This is a genomic window from Burkholderia sp. IO2, from assembly GCF_029522185.1.
Lineage (GTDB): Bacteria > Pseudomonadota > Gammaproteobacteria > Burkholderiales > Burkholderiaceae > Burkholderia > Burkholderia cenocepacia.
Window position 1 is genome coordinate 21,739 of the sequence record NZ_JAKWFH010000051.1, and the last position, 23,440, is coordinate 45,178.

At 60.6% G+C, this 23,440-nt stretch carries 21 protein-coding genes; 9 read left to right on the forward strand and 12 right to left on the reverse strand.

Annotated features, from left to right (window positions below):
- Positions 1 to 304 precede the first annotated feature (304 nt).
- Positions 305 to 862, reverse strand: a complete 558-nt coding sequence (speG, locus tag MMB92_RS27190) for a spermidine N1-acetyltransferase (protein ID WP_043206073.1) — start codon at positions 860 to 862, stop codon at positions 305 to 307.
- A 151-nt stretch (positions 863 to 1,013) separates the two neighbouring features.
- On the opposite strand from speG, the gene MMB92_RS27195 reads away from it, so the two are divergent.
- The 4 genes from MMB92_RS27195 (at position 1,014) to MMB92_RS27210 (ending at position 3,291) form a co-directional block, all read left to right on the forward strand.
- Positions 1,014 to 1,184: a hypothetical protein gene (locus MMB92_RS27195; RefSeq protein ID WP_006489933.1), complete on the forward strand. Its 171-nt coding sequence runs from the start codon at positions 1,014 to 1,016 to the stop codon at positions 1,182 to 1,184.
- A gap of 115 nt (positions 1,185 to 1,299) precedes the next feature.
- Positions 1,300 to 1,548: a DUF2795 domain-containing protein gene (locus MMB92_RS27200; protein WP_006489924.1), complete on the forward strand. Its 249-nt coding sequence runs from the start codon at positions 1,300 to 1,302 to the stop codon at positions 1,546 to 1,548.
- A 109-nt stretch (positions 1,549 to 1,657) separates the two neighbouring features.
- On the forward strand, positions 1,658 to 3,016 hold the full coding sequence (locus MMB92_RS27205) for a sensor domain-containing diguanylate cyclase (protein WP_277563056.1): 1,359 nt from the start codon (positions 1,658 to 1,660) through the stop codon (positions 3,014 to 3,016).
- A 149-nt stretch (positions 3,017 to 3,165) separates the two neighbouring features.
- On the forward strand, positions 3,166 to 3,291 hold the full coding sequence (locus MMB92_RS27210) for a hypothetical protein (RefSeq protein WP_256097665.1): 126 nt from the start codon (positions 3,166 to 3,168) through the stop codon (positions 3,289 to 3,291).
- Positions 3,292 to 3,373: 82 nt separating this feature from the next.
- Here MMB92_RS27210 and MMB92_RS27215 read toward each other — a convergent pair whose 3' ends face one another.
- From MMB92_RS27215 to mnmE, 5 genes are all read right to left on the reverse strand, one after another.
- Complete coding sequence (locus MMB92_RS27215; protein WP_134163189.1) at positions 3,374 to 3,613, reverse strand: hypothetical protein; 240 nt, start codon at positions 3,611 to 3,613, stop codon at positions 3,374 to 3,376.
- Positions 3,614 to 3,733: 120 nt separating this feature from the next.
- Complete coding sequence (locus MMB92_RS27220) at positions 3,734 to 3,949, reverse strand: hypothetical protein (RefSeq protein WP_034201201.1); 216 nt, start codon at positions 3,947 to 3,949, stop codon at positions 3,734 to 3,736.
- Positions 3,936 to 4,202 carry a hypothetical protein gene (locus tag MMB92_RS27225; RefSeq protein WP_124551046.1) on the reverse strand — a complete coding sequence of 89 codons (267 nt, stop codon included), beginning with the start codon at positions 4,200 to 4,202 and terminating at the stop codon, positions 3,936 to 3,938. Before MMB92_RS27225 ends, MMB92_RS27220 begins: the two co-directional genes overlap by 14 nt.
- 212 nt (positions 4,203 to 4,414) lie before the next feature.
- Positions 4,415 to 4,681, reverse strand: a complete 267-nt coding sequence (locus MMB92_RS27230; RefSeq protein ID WP_034201889.1) for a hypothetical protein — start codon at positions 4,679 to 4,681, stop codon at positions 4,415 to 4,417.
- 650 nt (positions 4,682 to 5,331) lie between these two features.
- Complete coding sequence (gene mnmE, locus MMB92_RS27235) at positions 5,332 to 6,726, reverse strand: tRNA uridine-5-carboxymethylaminomethyl(34) synthesis GTPase MnmE (RefSeq protein ID WP_277563057.1); 1,395 nt, start codon at positions 6,724 to 6,726, stop codon at positions 5,332 to 5,334.
- Between the two features lie 337 nt (positions 6,727 to 7,063).
- On the opposite strand from mnmE, the gene MMB92_RS27240 reads away from it, so the two are divergent.
- Positions 7,064 to 7,498, forward strand: coding sequence for a transcriptional regulator (locus MMB92_RS27240; RefSeq protein WP_006489946.1), 435 nt, complete (start codon positions 7,064 to 7,066; stop codon positions 7,496 to 7,498).
- A 124-nt stretch (positions 7,499 to 7,622) separates the two neighbouring features.
- Here MMB92_RS27240 and yidC read toward each other — a convergent pair whose 3' ends face one another.
- The 4 genes from yidC to rpmH all read right to left on the reverse strand — a co-directional run bounded on the left by yidC (position 7,623) and on the right by rpmH (position 10,246).
- Positions 7,623 to 9,284 (reverse strand): membrane protein insertase YidC, encoded by a 1,662-nt coding sequence (gene yidC / locus MMB92_RS27245; RefSeq protein WP_012329458.1) that lies wholly within the window; start codon positions 9,282 to 9,284, stop codon positions 7,623 to 7,625.
- 8 nt (positions 9,285 to 9,292) lie between these two features.
- Positions 9,293 to 9,559: a membrane protein insertion efficiency factor YidD gene (gene yidD, locus MMB92_RS27250; RefSeq protein ID WP_006489939.1), complete on the reverse strand. Its 267-nt coding sequence runs from the start codon at positions 9,557 to 9,559 to the stop codon at positions 9,293 to 9,295.
- Between the two features lie 75 nt (positions 9,560 to 9,634).
- A complete protein-coding gene (gene rnpA / locus MMB92_RS27255; protein ID WP_006489941.1) occupies positions 9,635 to 10,096 on the reverse strand; it encodes a ribonuclease P protein component in 462 nt (153 codons plus the stop codon).
- Positions 10,097 to 10,111: 15 nt separating this feature from the next.
- Complete coding sequence (rpmH, locus tag MMB92_RS27260) at positions 10,112 to 10,246, reverse strand: 50S ribosomal protein L34 (RefSeq protein ID WP_004198824.1); 135 nt, start codon at positions 10,244 to 10,246, stop codon at positions 10,112 to 10,114.
- Between the two features lie 422 nt (positions 10,247 to 10,668).
- Here rpmH and dnaA point away from each other — a divergent pair, with 422 nt between their 5' ends.
- The 4 genes from dnaA to MMB92_RS27280 all read left to right on the forward strand — a co-directional run bounded on the left by dnaA (position 10,669) and on the right by MMB92_RS27280 (position 17,424).
- Complete coding sequence (dnaA, locus tag MMB92_RS27265) at positions 10,669 to 12,246, forward strand: chromosomal replication initiator protein DnaA (RefSeq protein ID WP_277563058.1); 1,578 nt, start codon at positions 10,669 to 10,671, stop codon at positions 12,244 to 12,246.
- Between the two features lie 170 nt (positions 12,247 to 12,416).
- Complete coding sequence (gene dnaN / locus MMB92_RS27270) at positions 12,417 to 13,523, forward strand: DNA polymerase III subunit beta (RefSeq protein ID WP_006490996.1); 1,107 nt, start codon at positions 12,417 to 12,419, stop codon at positions 13,521 to 13,523.
- A 191-nt stretch (positions 13,524 to 13,714) separates the two neighbouring features.
- Positions 13,715 to 16,189 carry a DNA topoisomerase (ATP-hydrolyzing) subunit B gene (gene gyrB, locus MMB92_RS27275; protein WP_077190210.1) on the forward strand — a complete coding sequence of 825 codons (2,475 nt, stop codon included), beginning with the start codon at positions 13,715 to 13,717 and terminating at the stop codon, positions 16,187 to 16,189.
- Between the two features lie 344 nt (positions 16,190 to 16,533).
- Positions 16,534 to 17,424: a DUF5677 domain-containing protein gene (locus MMB92_RS27280; RefSeq protein WP_277563059.1), complete on the forward strand. Its 891-nt coding sequence runs from the start codon at positions 16,534 to 16,536 to the stop codon at positions 17,422 to 17,424.
- 39 nt (positions 17,425 to 17,463) lie between these two features.
- On the opposite strand, the gene vsr is transcribed toward MMB92_RS27280, so the two are convergent.
- Together vsr and MMB92_RS27290 are read right to left on the reverse strand one after the other, a co-directional pair.
- The gene (gene vsr / locus MMB92_RS27285; RefSeq protein WP_277563060.1) at positions 17,464 to 17,901 is read right to left on the reverse strand and encodes a DNA mismatch endonuclease Vsr; all 438 of its coding nucleotides are present in this window, start codon (positions 17,899 to 17,901) and stop codon (positions 17,464 to 17,466) included.
- 9 nt (positions 17,902 to 17,910) lie between these two features.
- Positions 17,911 to 23,439, reverse strand: a complete 5,529-nt coding sequence (locus MMB92_RS27290; RefSeq protein ID WP_277563061.1) for an ATP-binding protein — start codon at positions 23,437 to 23,439, stop codon at positions 17,911 to 17,913.
- Position 23,440 lies beyond the last annotated feature (1 nt).

Genomic DNA, 23,440 nt, shown 5'->3' on the forward strand with positions numbered 1-23,440 from the left:
GTAAAAGCGGGCTGCCCGGCGGACAGCCTCGTCATGCCGGGCGGAAAGCGTTATCCGGCAAGGCTTTCATCCCAGTTACATTGCAGCGATTGAACGGTTTGGATAATCCATTTCGATATCCGGATCATTTTGATGCGCCGCACATAAAGTCATCCGAAACGATTCCACTTTACCGCAGCGCGCAATCGCATTTACCTGATACAAGAAAAATGCCAGGTATAAGCGGATCCGTATTTATCCGTAGTTCCCCGCGTCTATTCGGCGCCCGCGAAGCCCCGTCGCAAGCGCCTTTCACCGATGGCGTTTACCCTGCATTATTCACACCGACCCGCTGCCGCTCGAAATAATCGCGCTGGAAGATGCACATCCGATAAGCGTTGTGATACGCGCCATTCCCGAAAAATTCTTCCTTCAATTCGGCCTCGTGCTGGAATCCGCATTTCTCGTACACGTGAATCGCCGCCGCATTCGACGTATCGACGATCAGGTACAGCTTGCGCATGTTCAGCACCTTGAACGCGTACTCGATCGCGAGGCGCGTCGCCTGGCCCGCATAGCCGCGCCCCTGGCACTGCGGCGCGATGATGATCTGGAACTCGCCGCGGCGGTGGATGTAGTCGAGCTCGATCAGCTCGACGAGGCCGACGAGTTCATCTTGCGCATCGACCGCGACGAAACGGCGCTCGCGCTGGTCGTGTACGTGGCGGTCGTACAGTTGCGACAGTTCCGAGAAGGTTTCGTACGGCTCCTCGAACCAGTAGCGCATGATCTTCGCGTCGTTGTTCAGCTCGTGGACGAAGCGCAGGTCCTGGCGCTCCAGCGGCCGCAGCGCGAGCGTGTTGGTATCGTTCTGGAGTTGCATGTTCGTGTCCTTTTTGAGGCCGGCGCACGTGCGGAACGCCCGCGCGGCGCGGCCGCGTTCGGGCCCGTTTCGCACTGTAAGAAATTGAACGCGGGCGAGGTTCAGAGCCTAGAATGGGAGCAAGGGTTCCTGCCACCGCAAGGAGGCTATCGTGATCGAGCAAGTCATCCTCGGAATTTTCCTCGTGCTGCCGCTCGTCATCGTGGCTGCGCTGTTTTCCGACGAACTCTGGCAGGAGCACCGTCGCCAGCATCCGCGCGACGAGAACGCACCGCACATCGATTGGAAGCATCCGTGGCGCCGCGTGCGACGCGGGCATTGACGTCGATCGTCGCCATCCGCAACGCGCGCCGGCCGGGGCACCGCGGGCCGCGCAACATGCCGGGCACGGCCCTTGCGCTTCGATCCGATTCCCGCCCTACCCGCGAGACGCCGACGTGAACGACAAGCCCACCATTCCTCCGCACGATATCCCGAACGAAACGATCGACCTGCAGATCGCCGATGTCCTGGCGGCCGTCCGCTATCCGGCGAACAAGGATGCGATCGTCGATGCCGCGCGCGACGCCGGCGCCAGCAACGAAGTGCTGTCGATGCTCGACGGCCTGCCCGAGCAGGACTACGCGGACGTCGATGCCGTCACGCGCTGGGTCGCCGGCAACTTCGGCCCCGGGCTCGGCATTTGAGCGCAGCCCGATAACGCGATAGGATCGGGCCGCACCGGTCGCGCCGCGATCGGCAGGCGTGCCGCCCGGCGCAAGATCGGGTGCGTCGCACGCGTGTCCGGGGGACTCCATGGAAGGCATCCTGATCCAGCACACGACGCAACGTCAGCTGTGGTTCGGCGCGCTGACGGCGCTCGTCATCCTGCTCACGCTCGGGATCGCCGCGCCGCATGCGAACGTCGCGCTGCCGCCCGTCGAGCCCTTCATGCCGATGTGCGCGCTCACCGTGTTCACGACCGCGAGCATCGCCGCGTTCTTCCTCGGCGCGCAGTTCACCGTGACACGCCAGCCCGTGCTCGGTGCGCTCGGCGGCGCCTATGCGTTCACCGCGCTCGCCGTCGCGCTGCAACTGCTCACCTTTCCCGGCGTGTTCGCGCCACATGGCCTGCTCGGCGCGCGCCCGCAAAGCGCCGCATGGATGTGGGTCTTCTGGCATGCCGGCTTTCCGTGCTTCGTGATGGCCGCGCTGTTCGCACGCGAACGGCTGACGCGCGCCCCGGTCGGCGCGAAAGAGACGCGCCGCTGGACCCTCGCGCTCGTCGGTGGGCCGGCCATCGCGGCGGCGCTGCTGTGCGTGCTCGCGCTGAATGTGTCGCTGCCGCCCGCGTTCCATCCGCCGCGCGACGCGGCCGTGCTGCCCGTCAACGGCATCGCGCTCGTCGTGTGGATCCTCAACGCGCTCGCGCTCGTGGCCGTGCTGGTCACGGGCCGGCTGCGCACGACGCTCGACCTGTGGCTCGCGATCGCGGTGCTCGCCTGTCTCACCGATACGACGCTGAACCTGCTGTCCACCAACCGCTTCACGGTCGGCTGGTATGTCGCACGCGTGTTCAGCATGTTCACGCCCGGCGTGCTCGTGTGCGTGCTCGCGTGGGAAGTGACGATGCTGTATCAGCAGTTGTTGGAAGCGCACGCGACGCTGATCCGCTCTTCCGCGCGCGACGGTCTCACGGGCGCGTTCAACCGCAGCCACTTCAACGACCATTTCCATACGCTGTTCCTGCAGGCGCGGCGGCAAGGCGAACCGCTGTCGCTGCTCATGGTCGACGTCGATCGCTTCAAGGCGTACAACGACGCGTTCGGTCACGTGAAGGGCGATGCGTGCCTGATCGCCGTCGCGAATGCACTGGCCGGCGCGGTGCGGCGGCCGGCCGACATCGTCGCGCGCTACGGCGGCGAGGAGTTCGCGATCGTGCTGCCGAACACCGGCGCGCGCGGTGCGCGGATGGTGGCCGACGAAGTGCGCGAAGCCGTGCTGCGGCTCGACCTCGCGATGCCCGACTCGCCGACCGGCCGCGTGAGCGTCAGCGTCGGCTGCGCGACCGTGTCGGCCGACGATCTGTCGACCCCCGACGCGTTGATCGAAGCTGCGGATGCCGCGCTGTATCGCGCGAAGGATGCGGGGCGAAACCGGGTCGTCGTCGCCTGAAAACGTCTGCTGTTTGGCGAATTGTTACGGTCATTGTGACCGGAATAATCCGCCGTTACGGATTGCGGCGCGGGGATACGATCGCTTACAGCCCGGGCCGGAGCCGCTCGCTATGCTGGGTTCATATTGAACCCGAGCAGGTGAACGCGATGAAGAAGGCCCTTTTGCTGATTGCCGGCGTCGCCGTGTTGTTGAGCGGCTGTATCGTCGTGCCTGATGGTGGCGGGTATTACGGTGGGGGTGGGTATTACCATCATCACCGTCATTGGGATTAAGGCAGACGTCGGTCCGAACGCCTCGATCCGGTCCGTCGCGCAGTCAAGCCGGCGTCGTCAGCTCGGCATGCATAAGAAAGATCTATAGCGCGGCGAGCGTTTCGTAGTGGAAACGCTCGCCGCGCGGATCCTTTTCCGTGTCTTTGATCAGATTGCGTCGGGCATCGAATCGATACGGCTCGCCCCACAGTTCGACTATGTCGAACTTTAAATACGGGCGGGCTCTCCCTAGGACCGCTGCCCCTGATGCACGGAAACCGGCCACAGTACCTACGATCTCGCCGCCAAGCACGCCGAATATCGCAGTAAATATTCCGTCCATGATCTAGGTCTTCGAAGGATATTTAGGACAATTGACGTTGACGGCGACAACGACCCCAGTGGGCCGTTCACTTTGCCTTGCGCGGCATCGAGCTGCTTTTCGACGGGAAGACTCACGCTTTCACTCACGGAGCATTTCCTCCAGGCGCGTATTGACCTTGACGCCCAGATCCGACAACAGTTCGAAGAAGGCGTCACGGCGTACGGCAAAGTGTTCAAACACCCGTTCGGGATCCATCGACAAATCGAGCAACAGAACGCTCAGTTGACGCGATGCCTGCAGCAGTTCGCGGCGCGCCTCCTCAATAGATAAGGTTGCGTCATCATTTTGAGCCATGATGCGCCTCCGCATTTTGCACGCAACGCGCCGCCTCGCCCATTCGAGGCCAGATATCAGCAATCACGAGAAGCGCGTGTGCCTCCACTGCATCGAGCAAACAGCGAAGAATGATTTCGGTGGCGGAGATTGCGCACACCTCTGAGGCTTTACAGTCGGTGCAAGTTGCGGCCTTGATGCTGCGTTTGAACGCTGCGCAACCGTCAGCGCGGTAGGGGATACGACCGAAGCCAGCGAAGAGGCTTTCGAACATCGAACGATACCCCCGGCTCGGACGCGCCGTCGGGCGAACATTCAGCCAGTGTTCTGCAGCGCGGATGCCGGCAAGTTCGACTAACTCCGATGTGACAGTAATCGTGGGCTTCGGCGACCGAGTGTTACGCCAGACATTGGGTATGAGGGCGATCGGACCGGCAGATTTGGCAAGTGTATTCGGAAAGGTAACAGCAAGCGCGCCGTCGGCGGTTACTCGTCGTCCAGCTCGATCGTTGCGCCGACCTGCCGACACTTCTCGAGCACTTGGTCGACAGTCGCAGAACGATCCTGCAGCGCTAGCGCTAGGAACAGCATCGGCAACGACATCGGTCTCGGCTCGACTCCCCCCGTGTACTTTCGCCACTGACTGTTGCCAGCCAATCCGAACATCTGAGCCATCTGCTCGCCGGTGAATCCGAGGCGCACTTTCAGCGCACGCAGGTCTTCCGGCGTCGGCGGGAAATATTTGAGGGCCATAAGCGTGGTCGCGCAGAATTCGCGCAAATACGATGCTATTCATAATGTCGTTCCTTTCGGAGGTAGCGGGCTACGCGGAGCGTTACCCAACGCGATTCAATTTAGACCCTTAAGGTCTATCTGTCAACGAAATACGCCGTCCGCTGAAATCGCCAGCCCATTACGTTCGAGTCGGCTACTTGAGCTACGAGGCGAGCGCTTACATCCCTTTGCACAATTGGTCGTGGCGCAACGAGATACGATTCGGCGCGAATTCCGCGTGCTCGATTGCCAACCAGATCTGGAGACCAACAGGCAGACGGCTTGCCATGAGCATGAATCCGTGGTGAACGAACAACACGAGGGTTCGTTGAGCCGGCGGTAATCCATCGCAAGCGAGACGGACGAGGAAATAGGACAAAAATGGGAAGCGCGAGCTGATACAGGCTTGGCGATCGCGCCAACATGGAGCACGACATCGGTCCAAACATTGTCCGAACATGGAGTCCCAAGCATCCACGCGAACAATCTGCTGCGAAATAGTCAGCGTCGTGACAGAGCCGTCACGAGAGGCTTGCGTCGAGTTGTCGGAGCGTACAGAGGTATGACGAGGCGAGCCGATACGATGCAGGCAGATGAAGCAGCACCCCACAAGGTCAACGACCCTCGGATCATTTCCCAATACAAAACCTGCTGAAAATCACCCCCAGCAGATCATCCGACGTGAACTCCCCGGTAATCGCATTGAGCTGCTCCTGCGCGAGCCGCAGCTCTTCGGCAAACAGATCGAGCGACTGCGCACGCTGCTCCGCATGATCCGCCGCCTGCGCGAGATGTTCCTGCGCGGCCCGCAGCGCGATCAGATGCCGCTCGCGCGCGAGATACACACCCTCGGCCCCCGCCTGCCACCCTGCGATCCGCAACAGCTCCGCGCGCAGCATGTCGATCCCGTCGCCGCGTTTCGCCGACAGATGCATCTCGGTCAGATCGCCTTCCGCCGCCGGATGCTCGACGCATGCCGGCACGCCGGTCAGATCCGTCTTGTTCAGCACGCGCACCACCGGCACGCCGGCCGGAAACCGCGCGGCGATCGTTTCGTCGTCCGCCGTCATCCCCGTGCGCGAATCGAGCAGATGCAGCACGACGTCCGCGCGCTCGATCTCGCTCCACGTGCGCGCAATGCCGATCCGTTCGACTTCGTCCTCCGTCTCGCGCAACCCGGCCGTATCGATGATGTGCAGCGGAATCCCTTCGACCTGGATCGTCTGCGCCACCTTGTCGCGCGTCGTGCCGGCGATCGGCGTGACGATCGCCAGCTCGGCGCCCGCCAGCGCATTCAGCAGCGATGACTTGCCGACGTTCGGCTGCCCCGCGAGCACGACCGACAGCCCTTCACGCAACAACGCGCCCTGACGCGCATCGCCGAGCACGTGCGCGAGTTGCGCGCGGATCTTCGCGAGCTTGCCGCGCGCGTCGGCCGCTTCGAGGAAGTCGATTTCCTCCTCCGGAAAATCCAGCGTCGCCTCGACCAGCATCCGCAGCGTGATCACGTCGTCGACGAGCGCGTGGATCTGCCGCGAGAACGCGCCGTCGAGCGAACGCCCGGCCGAGCGCGCGGCCGCCTCGGTGCTCGCCTCGATCAGGTCGGCGACGGCCTCGGCCTGCGCGAGGTCGAGCTTGTCGTTCAGGAACGCGCGCCGCGTGAATTCGCCCGGTTCCGCGAGCCGTAGCCCGAAGCCGCGCCCCGCATCCAGGCAGCGCTGCAGCAGCAGCTGCATCACGATCGGCCCGCCATGCCCCTGCAGCTCGAGCACGTGCTCGCCGGTGTACGAATGCGGCGCCGGGAAATACAGCGCGATCCCGCGGTCGAGCGGCGCGCCGTGCGCGTCGAGAAACGGCACGTAGCTCGCGTGGCGTGGCGCGAGCTTTTGCCCGCACAACGCGTCGATCAGCGGCAGCGCGGCCGCCTCGCCGCCACGCCCGAACGACACGCGGACGACCCCGATGCCGCCCCGGCCGGCAGCGGTGGCAATGGCGACGATCGGATCGGAATCGGTAGCGAGCATGGGAATCGGAGAAATCGGATAATCAGCGAGTCAATGGTGCGCCCGCGCAACAGTTCGGGCACCGGAACGCCGGCATTGTAGCGTGCCGGCTCACACGCCACCGGCCGCGCCGCCGGATTCGGACACGCCCGAATTTATCCCGCCGGGGATAAGCCGAGTATCAGTTCGGCGTCGTGACACACCGACCATTTCGGACGAGTATGCGTGCCCGAGGGGCTTGGCACTACGTCCCTCAATTTCGTTCCCCATCCTGATCAAGGGCGGGATTCGTCCGAACAAGATACGTTTATCCCATATGGTTGTCTGGGACGCGGCGATGGAATTGCACAATCTCCCCATGCCGACATCCGAAGAAAAAGCCGCGTTCTCGGAACGCCTGAAATTCGCCCTGCGGCGCAGCCCGGAGAAGGTCACGGGCGCGACGGAACTGGCGAACCGATTCAATCTGCGTCATCGCGGAACGCACCCCGTTTCGCCGCAAACCGCGCACAAATGGCTGACGGGCCGCACGATCCCGACGTCGGACAAACTCGAAACGCTCGCCGAATGGTTGCGCGTCGAAGTGCACTGGCTGCATTACGGGCCGTCGCCGAGCGTAATCGAACATCCGACGCCGCAACCGCTGCCGCGCGACGAACGTTATCCGCCGACACCCGAGACGATCGAACTCGCATCGAAGATCGAGGCCTTGTCGCCGCATCAGCGCTACCTCGTGCAGGAACTGGTCGAGCAGTTCTACGGCGATCCGAAACTCGAAGCGAAGAAAGCCTGAACGGCAGCAGCCGCACGCGCCGCCGGCGTCGTCGCCGCGAAACAAAAAAGCCGCATGGTCACGAACCATGCGGCTTTTTTTGCGAGCATCGCGGACGGCGGGCCACCCGCGGCTGCAACGCGCGTCAGGCCGGCTTCTTCTTGACGCCGCCGAGCTTGCGCGTGATGTAGTACTGCTGCGCGATCGACAGCACGTTGTTCACGACGTAGTACAGCACGAGACCCGCCGGGAAGAAGAAGAACATCACCGAGAACGCGATCGGCATGAACTTCATCATCTTCGCCTGGACCGGGTCCGGCGGCGTCGGGTTCAGGCTCGTCTGCACGAACATCGACACGGCCATCAGCACCGGCAGGATGAAGAACGGATCGCGTTGCGACAGGTCGTGAATCCACAGAATCCACGGTGCGCCGCGCATTTCCACCGACGCGAGCAGCACCCAGTACAGCGAGATGAACACCGGGATCTGGATCACGACCGGCAGGCAGCCGCCGAACGGATTGACCTTCTCGGTCTTGTACAACTCCATCAGCGCGGCGTTCATCTTCTGCGGATCGCTCTTGAAGCGTTCGCGCAGCGCCTGCATGCGCGGCGTGATTTCCTTCATCCGCGCCATCGACTTGTAGCTCGCAGCCGACAGCGGGAAGAACACGGCCTTGATCAGCACCGTCAGCAGCACGATCGCCCAGCCCCAGTTGCCGACATAGCCGTGGATCTTCTCGAGCAGCCAGAACAGCGGCTTCGCGATGATCGTCACCCAGCCGTAGTCCTTCACGAGCTCCAGGCCCGGCGCGATGCCTTCGAGCATGCGCTCTTCTTCCGGACCGGCGAACAGGCGCGCCTGCACGTCGGCCGACTGGCCCGGCGCGATCGCGGCGACCGGCTGCTTCACGCCGACGCGGTACAGCGCCGGATCGATCTTTTCAGCGTAGATGTCGCGCTTCGCGCCCTGCTGCGGGATCCACGCCGACGCGAAGTAGTGCTGCACCATCGCGACCCAGCCGTTGTCCGCGGACTTCTCGAAGTTCGCCTTGTTCTTGTCGAGGTCGCTGAAGTCGATCTTCTGGAAGTGCTTCGCGTCCGTGTAGACCGCCGGCCCGAGGAACGTGTGCGAGAACATCGGCGTTTCGACGGCCGTGTTGTCGCGAACGAGTTCCATGTAGACCGTCGGCGTGACGGGCGCCGTGCCGACGTTGTCGATCTTGGTGTCGACGCCGATCACGTAGCTGCCGCGCGTGAACGTGTAGGTCTTCACGACCTTCACGCCGCCCTTCACCGGCGATTCGAACGACAGCTTCAGCGTGTTCTGGTCGCCCGTCAGCGACGTCGAGCCGGGGTTCAGCTGCGTGTAGACGTCGTTGTGGTTCGGGAAATCGCCGCCGAGCAGGCCCGTGCGTGCGAGATACGTGTGGCCGGCCGTGTGGTCGAACAGCGTGATGTACAGGTCGGGCTGCTTGCCGTCGCCCTGCTTCTTCAGCGTCAGCTTCGCGAGCGTGCCGCCGCGCGTGTCGATTTCGCCGTCGTACACGTCGGTCGAGAACTTCACGAGCTGCGCCTGCGCGGCCGGGGCCGTCGTCGACGGTGCGGCGCCGGCTGCGGCGGCAGGCACGTCACCTGCGGTCGTCGTCGCGCCCGTGCCCGATGCGCCGCCGGCAGCGGCCGGAGCCGTGTGCGTGGCGCTCGGGAAGAACATCGACGGGCGTCCATGGTCCCGCTGCCAGTTGTCGTACAGCATGACAGCTGACATGAAGAAGATCACCCATAGGACGGTGCGTTTGATATCCATGCGTTGTCTCAGAGTCGATGGGACCGCGCGTCGGCTTCGCCGCGAGCGCGAGTGTCGGAGTTGGGCGGCGGGACGAGGTCGATGCCGCCCGCGGAAAACGGGTGGCACCGGCACACGCGCCTGACGGCGAGATACGTGCCGCGCGCGGCGCCATGATACTGGATTGCCTCGCGCGCGTAATCCGAACAGGAAGGATAAAAACGGCAACGGTTGCCGAGCATCGGGCTCACGGCAACCTTGTAGAAGCGCAGCAAGGCGATCAATACCGTTTTCATACCTTGGGCGGCGCCGTACGACGCCGCGTCAAAACCGGCCGGGCGGGCGCGAACGCCGCGCGGGGCACGGATGCGTCACTCGGACGCGGGCTTCGACGCACGGCGGGCGATTTCCCGGACTGCCCTGTCGAGCAGCTCGCGGATCTCGGCCGCGCACATCGCCGCGAGCGGGGCGGAAGCCGCGCTCGGCAGCGCTTTCTTGTCGAAGCGCGTGTGCTGCCGCAGCAGCAGGTCGTAACCGGCGAATTCGGCGCGGCGCAGGCGAAACTGATCGCGCGCCAGCCGCTTCACGAGGTTACGGGTGACCGCTCGCGGCGCATACTTCTTGCCGATGACGAGCCCCAGGCGTGCGGGCTGACCGGTCGGCTTGCCGTAAATCACGAAGTGCGCGGAGCGCCGCCAGGGGCGCAAACGAAAAACGGATGAAAATTCATCCGTTTTCAGAAGTCGCGCAGCTTTCGGGAAGGCGGCTTTCGTCTGCGACGGATTCGCACCCGGCTCGACGGCACCTTCCGCAGGACTGCGGACGGCGGACACAGCGCGCAACCTGCCTTAGATGGCGAGGCGCTTGCGGCCCTTCGCGCGGCGAGCGTTGATGACCTTGCGGCCACCTGCCGTCTTCATGCGGACACGGAAGCCATGGGTGCGCTTGCGGCGCGTCACGGACGGTTGGTAAGTACGTTTCATGATGTTCTCACTTGTTCGAGAATGTCGAAATTTCAGGGGACCGCGTGCCCTTAACCGGAGGCATTCGGGCGAACGCAATCGCCGGGAATACAGGATTGGTTTTCGCGGAACCCGCTATTTAAACCGTTTTTCTCTTGACGGTCAATACTTTACGAGTCGTCCGCCTGTGCCGGCCCGCGCCGATCCGGCCCCGCGACCCACACAACCGGCCTGTGGATAAGTCCCGCTGTGGCCGCGTTTGGCGTTAGAATCTCGCCTTATCTCCAAGAATCCCGCACGCCGCTTCGGCTCGCGCCTGCCCCTCCAACACTGTGACGCAGGCGTCCGAGGCACGCTCGCACGACCGCTTCGGGCCTTGTTGCGCAACCGCGACAAGGGCGCCGGCGAGCCGCGCTGTGCACGCAAAAAACGACAGTTACTTGATGAACGATTTCTGGCAACACTGTTCCGCACTGCTGGAGCGCGAGCTGACGCCCCAGCAGTACGTGACGTGGATCAAACCCTTGGCCCCGGTGGCCTTCGATGCGTCGGCGAACACGCTGTCCATCGCCGCGCCGAACCGCTTCAAGCTGGACTGGGTCAAGAGCCAGTTTTCGGGCCGGATCGCCGATCTGGCCCGCGAATTCTGGAACACGCCGATCGAAGTCCAGTTCGTCCTCGATCCGAAGGCCGGGATGCGCAGCGCCCCCGCGGGTGCCGCACCGGCCGCCCCGCGTGCACCGCTGGCGCCGAGCGGCCCCGCCGCGACGGTCGCCGCGATCGCCGCCAACCTGACCGCGAATGCTTCCGCTGCGCCCGCCGCGCCGGCCGACGTGCCGATGACGCCGTCGGTGGCCGCCGCGCACCACCTGAACGCCGACGACGCCGACATCGACCTGCCGAGCCTGCCCGCGCACGAAGCGGCGGCCGGCCGCCGCACGTGGCGTCCGGGCCCGGGCGCCGCGCCCGCGAACGGCGGCGAAGCCGATTCGATGTACGAACGTTCGAAGCTGAACCCGGTGCTCACGTTCGACAACTTCGTCACCGGTAAGGCGAACCAGCTCGCGCGCGCCGCCGCGATCCAGGTCGCGGACAACCCCGGCATCTCGTACAACCCGCTGTTCCTGTACGGCGGCGTCGGCCTCGGCAAGACCCACCTGATCCACGCGATCGGCAACCAGCTGCTGCTCGACAAGGCCGGCGCGCGCATCCGCTACATCCACGCCGAGCAATACGTGTCGGACGTGGTGAAGGCGTACCAGCGCAAGGCGTTCGACGACTTCAAGCGCTACTACCATTCGCTCGACCTGCTGTTGATCGACGATATCCAGTTCTTCTCCGGCAAGTCGCGCACGCAAGAGGAATTCTTCTACGCGTTCGAGGCGCTGGTCGCGAACAAGGCGCAGGTGATCATCACCAGCGACACGTATCCGAAGGAAATCTCGGGCATCGACGATCGCCTGATCTCGCGCTTCGACTCCGGCCTCACCGTCGCGATCGAGCCGCCCGAGCTGGAAATGCGCGTCGCGATCCTGATGCGCAAGGCGCAGTCCGAAGGCGTGAACCTGTCGGAGGACGTCGCGTTCTTCGTCGCGAAGCACCTGCGCTCGAACGTGCGCGAGCTCGAAGGCGCGCTGCGCAAGATCCTCGCGTATTCGAAGTTCCACGGCCGCGAGATCTCGATCGAGCTGACCAAGGAAGCGCTGAAGGACCTGCTGACCGTGCAGAACCGGCAGATTTCGGTCGAGAACATCCAGAAGACCGTCGCCGACTTCTACAACATCAAGGTCGCCGACATGTATTCGAAGAAGCGTCCCGCGAACATCGCGCGGCCGCGGCAGATTGCGATGTACCTGGCGAAGGAACTCACGCAGAAGAGCCTGCCGGAAATCGGCGAGCTGTTCGGCGGGCGCGATCACACCACCGTGCTGCACGCGGTGCGCAAGATCGCCGACGAGCGCAGCAAGGACGCGCAGCTCAACCACGAGCTGCACGTGCTGGAACAGACGCTGAAGGGCTGAGCGCGCGCGCCGCGCTTGATAATTCGGCCTCCGCCCCAATTTAAGGGGGGCGGTTCGGTTTTGAGGCACAATACTGGTTTGACCGCCCCGGTGGTGGCGGGCCAAGAGCCCGGCCGGCGGGGCGCTGCGAGGCTGCTGCGCTGCAGGCCGTTACTCAACGAAGGAACTCTATGCAACTGGTCAAGACCGAACGAGACACCCTCCTCAGGCCGCTGCAAACGGTCAGCGGCATCGTCGAACGCCGCCATACGTTGCCGATCCTCGCCAACCTGCTGATCACCAAGAACGGCCCGGACGTTTCATTCCTGTCGACCGACCTGGAGCTGCAGATCACCACGCGCGCCGATTTCGGCGTCGGCGGCGACCAGATCGCGACCACCGTCGCGGCCCGCAAGCTGCTCGACATCCTGCGTGCGATGCCTGACGGCCAGGTCACGCTGTCGCTCGCCGACAAGCGCCTCACCGTCCAATCGGGCAAGAGCCGCTTCGCGCTGCAGACGCTGGCGGCCGACGAGTTCCCGACCGTCGCGCAGGCGAAGGATTTCGGCGCCACGCTGACCGTCCCGCAGAAGTCGTTCCGCCAGCTGCTCGGCATGGTGCACTTCGCGATGGCGCAGCAGGACATCCGCTACTACCTGAACGGCATGCTGCTCGTCGTCGACGGCGACCAGCTGATGGCCGTGGCCACCGACGGCCACCGCCTCGCGTTCTCGTCGATGAAGCTCGAAGGCGGCACGTTCGGCCGCCAGGAAGTCATCGTGCCGCGCAAGACGATTCTCGAGCTGCAGCGCCTGCTCGAGGACATCGACGACACCGTCACCATCGACATCGCGCAGACCCAGGCCAAGTTCACGTTCGGCCAGGTCGAGCTCGTGTCGAAACTCGTCGAGGGCAAGTTCCCCGACTTCCAGCGCGTGATCCCGAAGGCGCACAAGAACACGTTCGAGATCGGCCGTGAAGAACTGCAGCGTTCGCTGCAGCGCGCGGCGATCCTGACCTCGGACAAGTTCAAGGGCGTGCGCTGCATCATCGCGCCGGGCCAGCTGAAGATCATGTCGACCAACGCCGATCAGGAAGAGGCGCAGGAAGAACTCGAAATCGCCTACCAGGGCGATACCGTCGACATCGGCTTCAACGTCACGTATCTGCTCGACGTGCTCGCGAACCTGAAGGTCGACACCGTGCAGGTGAGCCTCGGCGACGCCAGCTCGAGCGCGCTGATCACCGTGCCCGAGAACGACGAGTTCAAGTATGTCGTGATGCCGATGCGCATCTGACGCGCTCGACATCGCGACACACACCAGGGGGCGGCAAGCCCCTTTGGCGTTTTTATGGCGAACTGACAACCCGTCCCTTTGGTGCCTTTTCGGCACCTGGGGCGGGCCAGGAAACTGGAGCGGCCCGGCGATTTCTCGCTGAAACGCACCGCGCCGCCACGAGAGTGGCCCCGCAGAACCGGAAGATATCCATGAGTGAACAGCACAATTCGCAACCCGATAACAGCAGCTACGGCGCCTCGTCGATCCAGATCCTCGAAGGTCTGGAAGCGGTGCGCAAGCGCCCCGGGATGTACATCGGCGACACGTCGGACGGCACCGGTCTGCACCACCTCGTGTTCGAGGTGCTCGACAACTCGATCGACGAAGCGTTGGCCGGGTACTGCAACGACATCCACGTGACGATTCACGCCGACAACTCGATTTCCGTGACCGACAACGGCCGCGGGATTCCGACCGACGTGAAGATGAACGACAAGCACGAGCCGAAGCGCAGCGCCGCCGAGATCGTGATGACCGAGCTGCACGCCGGCGGCAAGTTCGACCAGAACAGCTACAAGGTGTCGGGCGGCCTGCACGGCGTGGGCGTGTCGTGCGTGAACGCGCTGTCGAGCTGGCTGCGCCTCACCGTGCGCCGCGACGGCAAGAAGCGTTTCATGGAGTTCCACCGCGGCGTCGCGCAGGATCGCGTGATCGAGGTCGTGGACGGCGTGGAAGTGTCGCCGATGCTCGTGACCGGCGACACCGAGAACCGCGGCACCGAAGTGCACTTCATGGCCGACCCGACCATTTTCGGCACGGTCGAGTATCACTACGACATCCTCGCGAAGCGGATGCGCGAGCTTTCGTTCCTGAACAACGGCGTGCGGATTCGCCTCACCGACCTGCGTTCGGGCAAGGAAGACGATTTCGCGTTCGCCGGCGGTGTGAAGGGCTTCGTCGAGTTCATCAACAAGACCAAGAGCACGCTGCACCCGACCGTGTTCTTCGCCAACGGCGAGAAGGACGGCGTGGGCGTCGAAGTCGCGATGCAGTGGAACGACAGCTACAACGAGAACGTGCTGTGCTTCACGAACAACATTCCGCAGCGCGACGGCGGCACGCACCTGACCGGCCTGCGGGCCGCGATGACGCGCGTCATCAACAAGTACATCACCGACAACGAAATCGCGAAGAAGGCGAAGGTCGAGACGACCGGCGACGACATGCGCGAAGGGTTGTCGTGCGTGCTCTCCGTGAAGGTGCCGGAGCCGAAGTTCAGCTCGCAGACGAAGGACAAGCTGGTTTCTTCCGAGGTTCGTGCGCCGGTTGAGGAAGTTGTGGCGAAGGCGCTGGAAGAGTTCCTGCTCGAAACGCCGATCGACGCGAAGATCATCTGCGGGAAGATCGTCGAAGCGGCTCGGGCTCGTGATGCTGCTCGGAAGGCGCGTGAGATGACGCGTCGGAAGGGTGTGCTCGACGGCGTCGGCCTGCCCGGCAAGCTCGCGGACTGCCAGGAGAAAGATCCGGCGAAGTGCGAAATCTACATCGTCGAGGGTGACTCGGCTGGTGGGTCGGCCAAGCAAGGGCGTGATCGCAAGTTCCAGGCGATCCTGCCGCTGCGCGGCAAGGTGCTGAACGTCGAGAAGGCCCGCTACGACAAGCTGCTGTCGTCGGAGCAGATCGTCACGCTCGTGACCGCGCTTGGGTGCGGGATCGGCAAGGAAGACTACAACCTCGAGAAGCTCCGCTATCACCGCATCATCATCATGACCGACGCGGACGTCGACGGTGCGCACATCCGGACGCTGCTGCTCACGTTCCTGTATCGCCAGATGCCGGACATGATCGAACGCGGGTACGTGTATATCGCGCAGCCGCCGCTTTACAAGATCAAGGCGGGCAAGGACGAGCGGTATCTGAAGGACGACGTGGAGCTCAACGCGCACATGCTGCGGTTGGCGCTGCAAGGCTCGGAGCTGGTGCCGGGTGAGAATGCGGCGGCGATTTCGGGTGATGCGCTTGGGGAGCTGGCGCGGTCGTATCTGCTGTCGCAGAGCGTGATCGAGCGGTTGAGCCGGTTGTATGACCCGGCCGCGCTGGAAGCGGTCATGGATGGGGTGGTGATCGATCTCTCCAGCGAGGAGTCGACCGAGGCTTCGGCGAAGGCGCTGCACGCGGCGTTGCATGATGAAGCGCTGAAGAACGAAGTGCGGGTGGTGCCTTCGTATGACGCTGTTCGCGAACAGCGGGCGCTGCATGTCGAGCGGACGCATCACGGCAACGTGCGGGTTTCGGTCATCGACCAGGAATTCCAGCACACGGCGGATTATCAGCAGCTCGTGACGACGGCGAATACGTTCAAGGGGCTTATTGGGGAAGGTGCGGTCATCAAGCGCGGTGAGCGCAGCATGGCCGTGGCGGACTTCAAGAGCGCGATGAAGTGGCTACTGGCGGATGCTGAGCGGAACGTGTCGAAGCAACGCTATAAGGGCCTCGGCGAGATGAACCCCGAGCAGCTGTGGGAAACGACGATGGATCCGGCCGTGCGGCGTCTGCTGCGTGTGCAGATCGAGGATGCGATTGCTGCGGATGGGATCTTTACTACCCTCATGGGGGATGATGTCGAGCCGCGGCGGGCGTTTATCGAGTCAAATGCGTTGCGGGCGGGGAATATTGATGTTTGAGGCCGTAAAAGGCAACGCTCTAGTATTTCCGAAACCCCGCGGCCCCGAAGGCCGCGGGGTTTTTTGTTGCCTTCCGTGATCGCGAATTTCGCGAATCCAATAGATTGCACGTTAGGTTTCGTTCAGGCGTACCGGCATTGTCACGCTCGCAACCAGATATGCGGATATCCAAAATTCGGTGAAAATCTGGCGTCCATCACGAGTGGCCAAGTAAAGCTGTGATATTTAGGTGTCTGGTCGATTTTTTGTATGCCAATAGCCAAATGAAACCGCGTTGAAACGTGGATCAAATAAGTAGTGTAGTGTTCGAGGTGAATAAAACGCGTCACATTGAGGTGAACACCATGTACACGGATCAGACGTCTGCAGAGCAGAATGCTTGGGGTGAGCGAGGCCTGTTTCTTATGCGCGAATTGCTCCCGTTCATGGGGCAATTCGCGCAATCTCGTGGGTTGGCGGCGCATGAGCGCATCAGCCTGGGCATGCTACTTAGTGCCGCCGCTCGCTCCAGCGAGAGTGCGTTCTTTCTAATAGCCTATGGGCAACTTTGGGATGCCGAAGTTGTTGTCCGATCAGTTTTTGAGGCATCGCTTAAATTCGCGTTTATCGTTCAGACTCGCGAAGATTTTCCGCAAAGATTCAGGGAGTACACGGAGGATCAACGCGAACTTGCACTCATGAAGGATGATCAAAAGGCAAGAGATTTATTGGCCAACCTCCGCAACCCAGAGGCAGACCAATGGAGACCCATTCGCGACATGGTTCTTCCGGATGCTACACGAGACGAACTGCGAATGCGATACGACAAAGCCACTCGCCGTGCGATGGATACCCGTTGGGGATACGCTGGACTTTTAGATTCCCTAAGTAGGAGTGGGGATCCTTTCTATCAAGGATTCTCTGGAGGATTATCCTATTCCTATGCGGTGGCTAGCCACATACATCACGCTGACTATGTGGGCGTCTCTATCGCAATGGATCGTGAAGTGCGCCCCCCCGAGCGACGTGATTTAGCGCATACAGTGCATTTGATGCGTCTTATTTCGGACTGCCTCACGTGCTTTAATATTCGGCTGAGAGCAGCTTATCGTTTCGCTGGTTGCGATACTTCGCCACTGGAAGAAGTAGACCTTAAGATCGAGGAATTCAAATCCGGCATGAAATCGACCTATGAGCACTGGTTGAAAATCGAATACGGACTTTCGCCAGATTTTTCGGAACACAACATGGCGTGAGCGTGACAACCTGGAAATTTTAACCGATGATTCACCCTACTAATCAATTTGTAAAATTTGAGATTTAATTTCGATTGCAATCCTTTTCCCAGTTAACTCGATTTTCTGCCTTGTTGAGAGTTCACACTCCCACGCAACGAGAACCTTCCACCCTAGCTCGTTAAGTTGTGCAGAAACACGCTTGTCTCTATCGATATTTTTCTTGAATTTCTCCATCCAGAATTGCGTGTTGCTCTTGGGAATGGTGGCAATACTGCACCCAGTATGTTGATGCCAGAAACAACCATGGACAAATACAACAGTCTTGTAACGTGGAAATACTAAGTCAGGTTTTCCTGGAAGACCGGCACCGTGAAGGCGGAAGCGTAACCCTAGTCGGTGCAGGGCCCTCCTCAGTGCCAGCTCGGGCTGGGTGTCCCTCCCTCGGATCAGGGACATCCTTTTCGAGCGCTCTCTGGGAGAAAGGAAATCGACCATCGTATTGTCTTATGTATTCGTGGGGGCAACCTTCGACAGTTCGTAGAATGGCGTCCCCCTAATGAATTCCCCAGCGACGTCATGCGTCTTATAAAGACACTCGTGCAGACCCAGCGCCTTGATACGCTCAGCAGCCTGTTGCAAGGCGGCCGTATCGCTCAGACCAAGCGGCCCGAGATCCTTCCCGGATAGGTTCGGTACCTTGTGCAGAAACCATGTGAGCAACATCTCACGGTAGTCCGTGGCCCCGGCCTTGAAATGACTAAGGTACTGGGATGCAAGGATAACGCCCATGCCGAATTCACGCCCCTGCAGCAACACTTTCCGCAAGACATCAAACTCGTATTGCATGATGTTGTCCGCTTCGTCCACGAGAAGCATTGAATCCACAACTCGCATGTCCCCGTTCATCCCAAGAAACGGACGCTTCGGGACCTTTAGCATGCGCTCATAGAAGACGTTGAGCATGATTGCAACCAACATATTCTTGGTACGATCATCCTGACCAAGGTCGTTCAACGCAATGACCACGACCCCCCTCAGGAATTCGTCTGATTTGGTAATCGTGGCTCGGTCCTCGGCGAACAGCTCCATGTCGATGATGTCGCCAAGGATGCCTGAAAGAGAATCAACGCCACCTTTCAGAGCCGCCACATAGTTACGATGAACATCGTGGATTGTTGGATACGTTCCGTCCGCGTACGTCTTGTAAGCATCCTTGATCGCGTTCTTCAGCCTGTCGCGTTGCACTGGCCCAATTCCGGGATAGATTTTGTCCAACACATCTGCAAAGAAACGATAGCGCTCAAGCCAAGGGCTAACTGCTTGTGATGACGCAGATAGGTCAAACAAGTTTAATGGTAAGTTATGCGGCTTGATCACGCGTGCGCCAGTGGCCACAACGAAATCCTTGGCACTATAGTCCTTCTTGTAGTCGAAAATGAGGACATTGGGTCTAACGCCCCTATTCCCACCCTCGCCATTGGCGATTTGATATACAAGTGACTTCAGCAGCTGGGTCTTGCCCGTACCAAGATCGCCTACGACGCCCATGTTCATTTGGTTGAGCGCTGTGTTACCTAGATTGAGGTGACGGACTTGAGGCCGAAAGCCATCTAGAGTGGCCCCGACTATCAAGTCCAGCCCCGTTTGGCTGGAACCATCAGTTACGTCCTGAGCTGCTGCCACAGACATTTCCTTGGGTACAAGCGCCTGAGGCTTTTCCAATTCGGTGGCACTGAATTTCTGCTGTTGGCCTGTGACGCCATCACGTCTTGTCACAGGTGTCATCGTCGGCGCATCTTCCGGCGCAAGGTCTGCTTTCGTGGGCTCTACCGTCGGAGGCCGTTGTGTAAGCGTGGCGGCATCAGCACTCACCGTTGACGGCAGCAGACTCCAATCGGACAAGGTGTCCCTCATCAACTGGTATAAAGCACTCGCCCGACTACGAACAATAAGGCTCGCGTCTTTCTGCGACAGCTCAATCGTCTCGGAGAAGCCATCGTTATCGGTGTCGCGTGGACCACTATTAGCGGTCCCGTCGATTACGATCAATCGCCCATGGTCATCTATTTCCACAGCCATCTCAGAAGAGAGAATTGCCTCCATGACCTTGGATTGCAAGCCAGACCATTCGCTAGCACGACCACTTTCCGCCAAATGCTGGCTGTATACGCGGAAACCATATCCAATCATCGAAACAATCAAGTTCTGGTATGCCAACCGCCAAAGCAACATTTCCTGATCATCGGAATAAACTTGCCGCAATGCATGCAACAAGTTGGACAGAGACCTTGCCTGTCCTAACGCTTCCTGGCGCAGTCCAACAGTCATCTGCTCATCGCCACCACGATTCTTCACTTCTATCGGGGTTAACTTACATCTGACAGACGAATCGCTGATCACCAGGCCAACCACGAACAGATCCGGTCGCTGCATGCTTGGTTTCTTGATGGCCCTCCCAAGATCATCTAGATAGCGCTGGAATGGGTCGACCGGGATCACCAGGGTGATCTGGTGCTCACCATCGTTTTCTACCCATGGATGCAACAAGCCATCGATCCCGCCGGACGCCCTGAAGCTATCCTGTAACAATCGGGTTGCAACAAACAGGCCTAGTTCCCCAGCGGCTCCGGAATTGCCAGCTGATAGTCCACGCACGGTTGGGATGCCACGGCGTGCGACTTCCTGAACGATGGCTGACAATTGCTCACGCGAGAGATCACCACATTCTGGCAAGCGCTTTAGCACTATCCGCATCGTCTCGATATCCAAATCACTGATACTCGAGAGCAGGTAATAGCCGTTGCTATCGCCAGACCTACCAGAATACGACGGCAGCTCATAGTCCCAAAGGTAAGTACCTTTAAGCCAATTGCCAAGGAAGCAGGCAGGATCCACCGCCGAGGAGGAAACAGCCACAAATTCCGCCTTTTCCAACGACTTCTTGACTGCATTGATGCTGGGCGCAAAGACATAGCCCATCGGACTCGATGCCCAGCCTTCTAGCCTAGCAATTGCCTTTGCCGTATTGTCTGCGATGCCATCGCCGGATATACATGCCGGGCCTGCGACGCGTGATTCACAGAGGAATTGGCCACCACCGGTTTTTTGTTGTTCTCTGATCCTTGCCCGAACCAAACCGCCCACACCAAGCGGAGACGACAGCTTTGTTGGCAAGGCAGCGGCATTCGAGGTCTCCAGTTGCGCAATGATGGCGAGATCGTGCGAATCGGTCGACTCAGGGGCCGAATACCATTGAAAGGCATTGGAGGTGTCCTCTGCCAGATTCGCGACCTCTGCATCGTCCGGGCGCGCGTCCTCGCCCCTTTCGTCGAACACATGGACTTCACTCGCGCTAATACTTAGCACGCTGCGACGGCTGCTACTCTCGTCTGAAAAATGCGCACGCCCCCAAGACAAGATGCCTTCATTACAAGCGTTGTTTTGGCCAGCCGCACTGGAAACCAACACACCTATGACCGGCTTGGCAACCAGCATCTCGCAGATATCATCCATCGCACGATGAACCTGTGAAACACTAAAACCGCTTGAGATGCCACCAACCAACAGCCCCATCTCGCGGTCAAGTGGGGCTGATGCTCCCGACCTGGCCAATCGATCCAATCGGCTCGTGTTCCAGAGAATTCCCCAGTAATCGGAGCTGCACTCCACCGAGAAATACACGACATCATGCATACCCCCGGTGGCGTCACGCAGCGGCAGCACGATGGCGTCCGGCACGCAGTCCGAGTCCATGATGGTGGCCGCCGGGCAGGGCAGCTTTCTAGATGCCAAATACATCGCACGTTGCGCGAGGCATTGCCAGGCGAACCGGATCGGGTGGAGGGGCGAAACAATAATCGCGGTCGGGATTTGCTCCAGCGTTACACGATCGCTTTCCAGTCGCATCACTAGGCCGATGTCGCACCAGCACGCTTCCGTTGGTGACGACGAGAGCCAATCAAGGTAGGACCGGATATAAGCATCTACCGCAGACTCAAACTGCTTATCGGTCACTAGCAATTCACCGAGGTTGGCAGATTCGACCAGATCATTTCCGTCCTTCCCGCGTACCTTGGCGGCAATCAACTTCCTCGCAGCGACGAAGGCCTCTGGCGGCTGCATCTCAGCTGGCACTGGCCGGGGATCGTTTAAGAACCTGCCTGCAGAAAAGATCGTGTCCTCGGGTGAAGACCATTCGCGCCGACGCCATTCGGACGCATAGTCTGGTGCAAGTACGAAAGGATAGTAAGAGCGCCCAACGCGGGCCTCGTCCAGCATCCATCCCTGTAATTGCGCGCTGCGCGCCTGACTGTTCGCATGCACCGCTCGCGGTACACGCCCACCATCACGTCTGGAATTGCGCGCCAAATGGAACTCAAAGTAACTGTTGCACTCCTCCGCGTCGGATTCATCGGCTAGCAGGCAGATGCGGAATTTTTCCGTCTTGGATACGCCCGGGCGTTGTACCTCGAATTCATAGATTCGCTCGCCGCCGGCCTCCACCTCCATACCATACTCGCCGTCGGCCACACGCCCAATCCGCGCAGGCTCGATATTGTCATCGCCATTGATGCCTTGAGCTTCCTCGGAAACAATCTCTACACCTGGACGGGTATAGATATCCAGATAGTGGCGCCCAACCCCAGACATCTCCAACGTCGTCTCGATGGGCTTTCCAGAGGCAAGTTTCGGCACCTTCGCCTTGTTTGCCGTACGTGAACAAACAACCAGCCCCGGCTCCCAAGAGGCCAATGAAATCAGCTTGGCAGTGGTTTTTCCCCCGCCGTGGCCAATTGCCTCTACAACATACTTCACGGGGGTCTTGTGCGAGGGGATTGCGTCGTCCGCAAGCTCCAACACGTCCCTTCCAACCAGAATCCATTCCTTTCTGTTTGCAGCGCCGCCTGGCGCATCTCTGACTACGCGGACTCGCACGTCTCCCGTGCCCTCTGGCACCTGCACTCGGATCTGAATACAAGCGACATCGCGCACCACAGGCACGAAGCCTTTCATCTGAAACGCCAGCGGGTTCACACAGGAAACTTCTATCTCGGTGGTAGCCACCGCCTCTTCCAGCAGGGACTCCCATCTTTGAAGCGTCAGCGTCCGCCACCAGTCTGGCGCCGGGTTGATTTCGTCCGGCGCATAGAAAAATGGCATCGAGTACTTTAGCGAGGTGACAACCTCACATTTGTGGCGCATATGCCTTAGGAAGGCATCTAAATAATTAACTTCCGCTTCGTTCTGTGCACGATCCTTAAGCTGCTGAATGGCACTGCGTAAATCGGCGCTTTCGAATTTGTCAACCAACGCCTTAATAATGGAGACTTTACGCTCGAAATCTACCTTCTCGTCCTCTGACGGAGGAAATCCCGCTGCCAAACTGACGCGGGCGTCCAATGACATGCCCGAGTCACGCAGTTCCCAAAGCCGCTCGATGACACACCATGCGCTGGCCTTGCTTACGTCATGCTGGTCGACAGCGTCCGCTGCCAACACAGCTTCATAGATTAGTTGGATTGCGTGCTCAAGTTGCGCTGGATCGCCAACACCCAGTCCGTCCCTCACCATTTCTTGGATGAAAGGGTCATTCCACCAGTTAGAAATTAGACTGCCGCCTTCGTTACTAGCCGAGGCGACGCCAAATGCCTTGCGGGTGGATTCATGAGTGTCGCTGGCCTGCCCACCCGGGGCGACCAGTGTCAGGAAGACGCCACAGTTATGGGCGTTACGGATGCTTGCCAATTCGTGGAACGAGCTCAGTCCTGATCGATTGACCCTTGCCACAATGGCGTCTTCTGGCACATTCTCGACCTGAAGCACGACCGGATAAGAAATTTCCGTACCATCAGCGGTTTTTGCGGTAAGTAGCCTGCCATCACCGGCAAGCAACTCAAACATATCCCTGAGCATGGCCGGCGGCGGTGCGCAAAACACAGCGCGACACTCCCTATGTGCACCACTGAGGGACATGATTTCCGCGGCCATCCGCTCCTTGACCCACGCGGCCATTGCATGTGCGAGCTTGCTCAAG

Excerpts from the sequence above, each read along its gene's own strand:
- MMB92_RS27225 (WP_124551046.1), bottom strand. The coding sequence starts at position 4,202 with ATGTTCGAAAGCCTCTTCGCTGGCTTCGGTCGTATCCCCTACCGCGCT.
- speG (WP_043206073.1), bottom strand. The coding sequence starts at position 862 with ATGCAACTCCAGAACGATACCAACACGCTCGCGCTGCGGCCGCTGGAG.
- MMB92_RS27280 (WP_277563059.1), top strand. The coding sequence starts at position 16,534 with ATGTACACGGATCAGACGTCTGCAGAGCAGAATGCTTGGGGTGAGCGA.
- MMB92_RS27220 (WP_034201201.1), bottom strand. The coding sequence starts at position 3,949 with ATGGCTCAAAATGATGACGCAACCTTATCTATTGAGGAGGCGCGCCGC.
- mnmE (WP_277563057.1), bottom strand. The coding sequence starts at position 6,726 with ATGCTCGCTACCGATTCCGATCCGATCGTCGCCATTGCCACCGCTGCC.
- yidD (WP_006489939.1), bottom strand. The coding sequence starts at position 9,559 with ATGAAAACGGTATTGATCGCCTTGCTGCGCTTCTACAAGGTTGCCGTG.
- MMB92_RS27240 (WP_006489946.1), top strand. The coding sequence starts at position 7,064 with ATGCCGACATCCGAAGAAAAAGCCGCGTTCTCGGAACGCCTGAAATTC.
- rpmH (WP_004198824.1), bottom strand. The coding sequence starts at position 10,246 with ATGAAACGTACTTACCAACCGTCCGTGACGCGCCGCAAGCGCACCCAT.
- vsr (WP_277563060.1), bottom strand. The coding sequence starts at position 17,901 with ATGGTCGATTTCCTTTCTCCCAGAGAGCGCTCGAAAAGGATGTCCCTG.
- gyrB (WP_077190210.1), top strand. The coding sequence starts at position 13,715 with ATGAGTGAACAGCACAATTCGCAACCCGATAACAGCAGCTACGGCGCC.
- yidC (WP_012329458.1), bottom strand. The coding sequence starts at position 9,284 with ATGGATATCAAACGCACCGTCCTATGGGTGATCTTCTTCATGTCAGCT.
- MMB92_RS27230 (WP_034201889.1), bottom strand. The coding sequence starts at position 4,681 with ATGGCCCTCAAATATTTCCCGCCGACGCCGGAAGACCTGCGTGCGCTG.
- dnaA (WP_277563058.1), top strand. The coding sequence starts at position 10,669 with ATGAACGATTTCTGGCAACACTGTTCCGCACTGCTGGAGCGCGAGCTG.
- MMB92_RS27210 (WP_256097665.1), top strand. The coding sequence starts at position 3,166 with ATGAAGAAGGCCCTTTTGCTGATTGCCGGCGTCGCCGTGTTGTTGAGC.
- MMB92_RS27205 (WP_277563056.1), top strand. The coding sequence starts at position 1,658 with ATGGAAGGCATCCTGATCCAGCACACGACGCAACGTCAGCTGTGGTTC.
- dnaN (WP_006490996.1), top strand. The coding sequence starts at position 12,417 with ATGCAACTGGTCAAGACCGAACGAGACACCCTCCTCAGGCCGCTGCAA.
- MMB92_RS27215 (WP_134163189.1), bottom strand. The coding sequence starts at position 3,613 with ATGGACGGAATATTTACTGCGATATTCGGCGTGCTTGGCGGCGAGATC.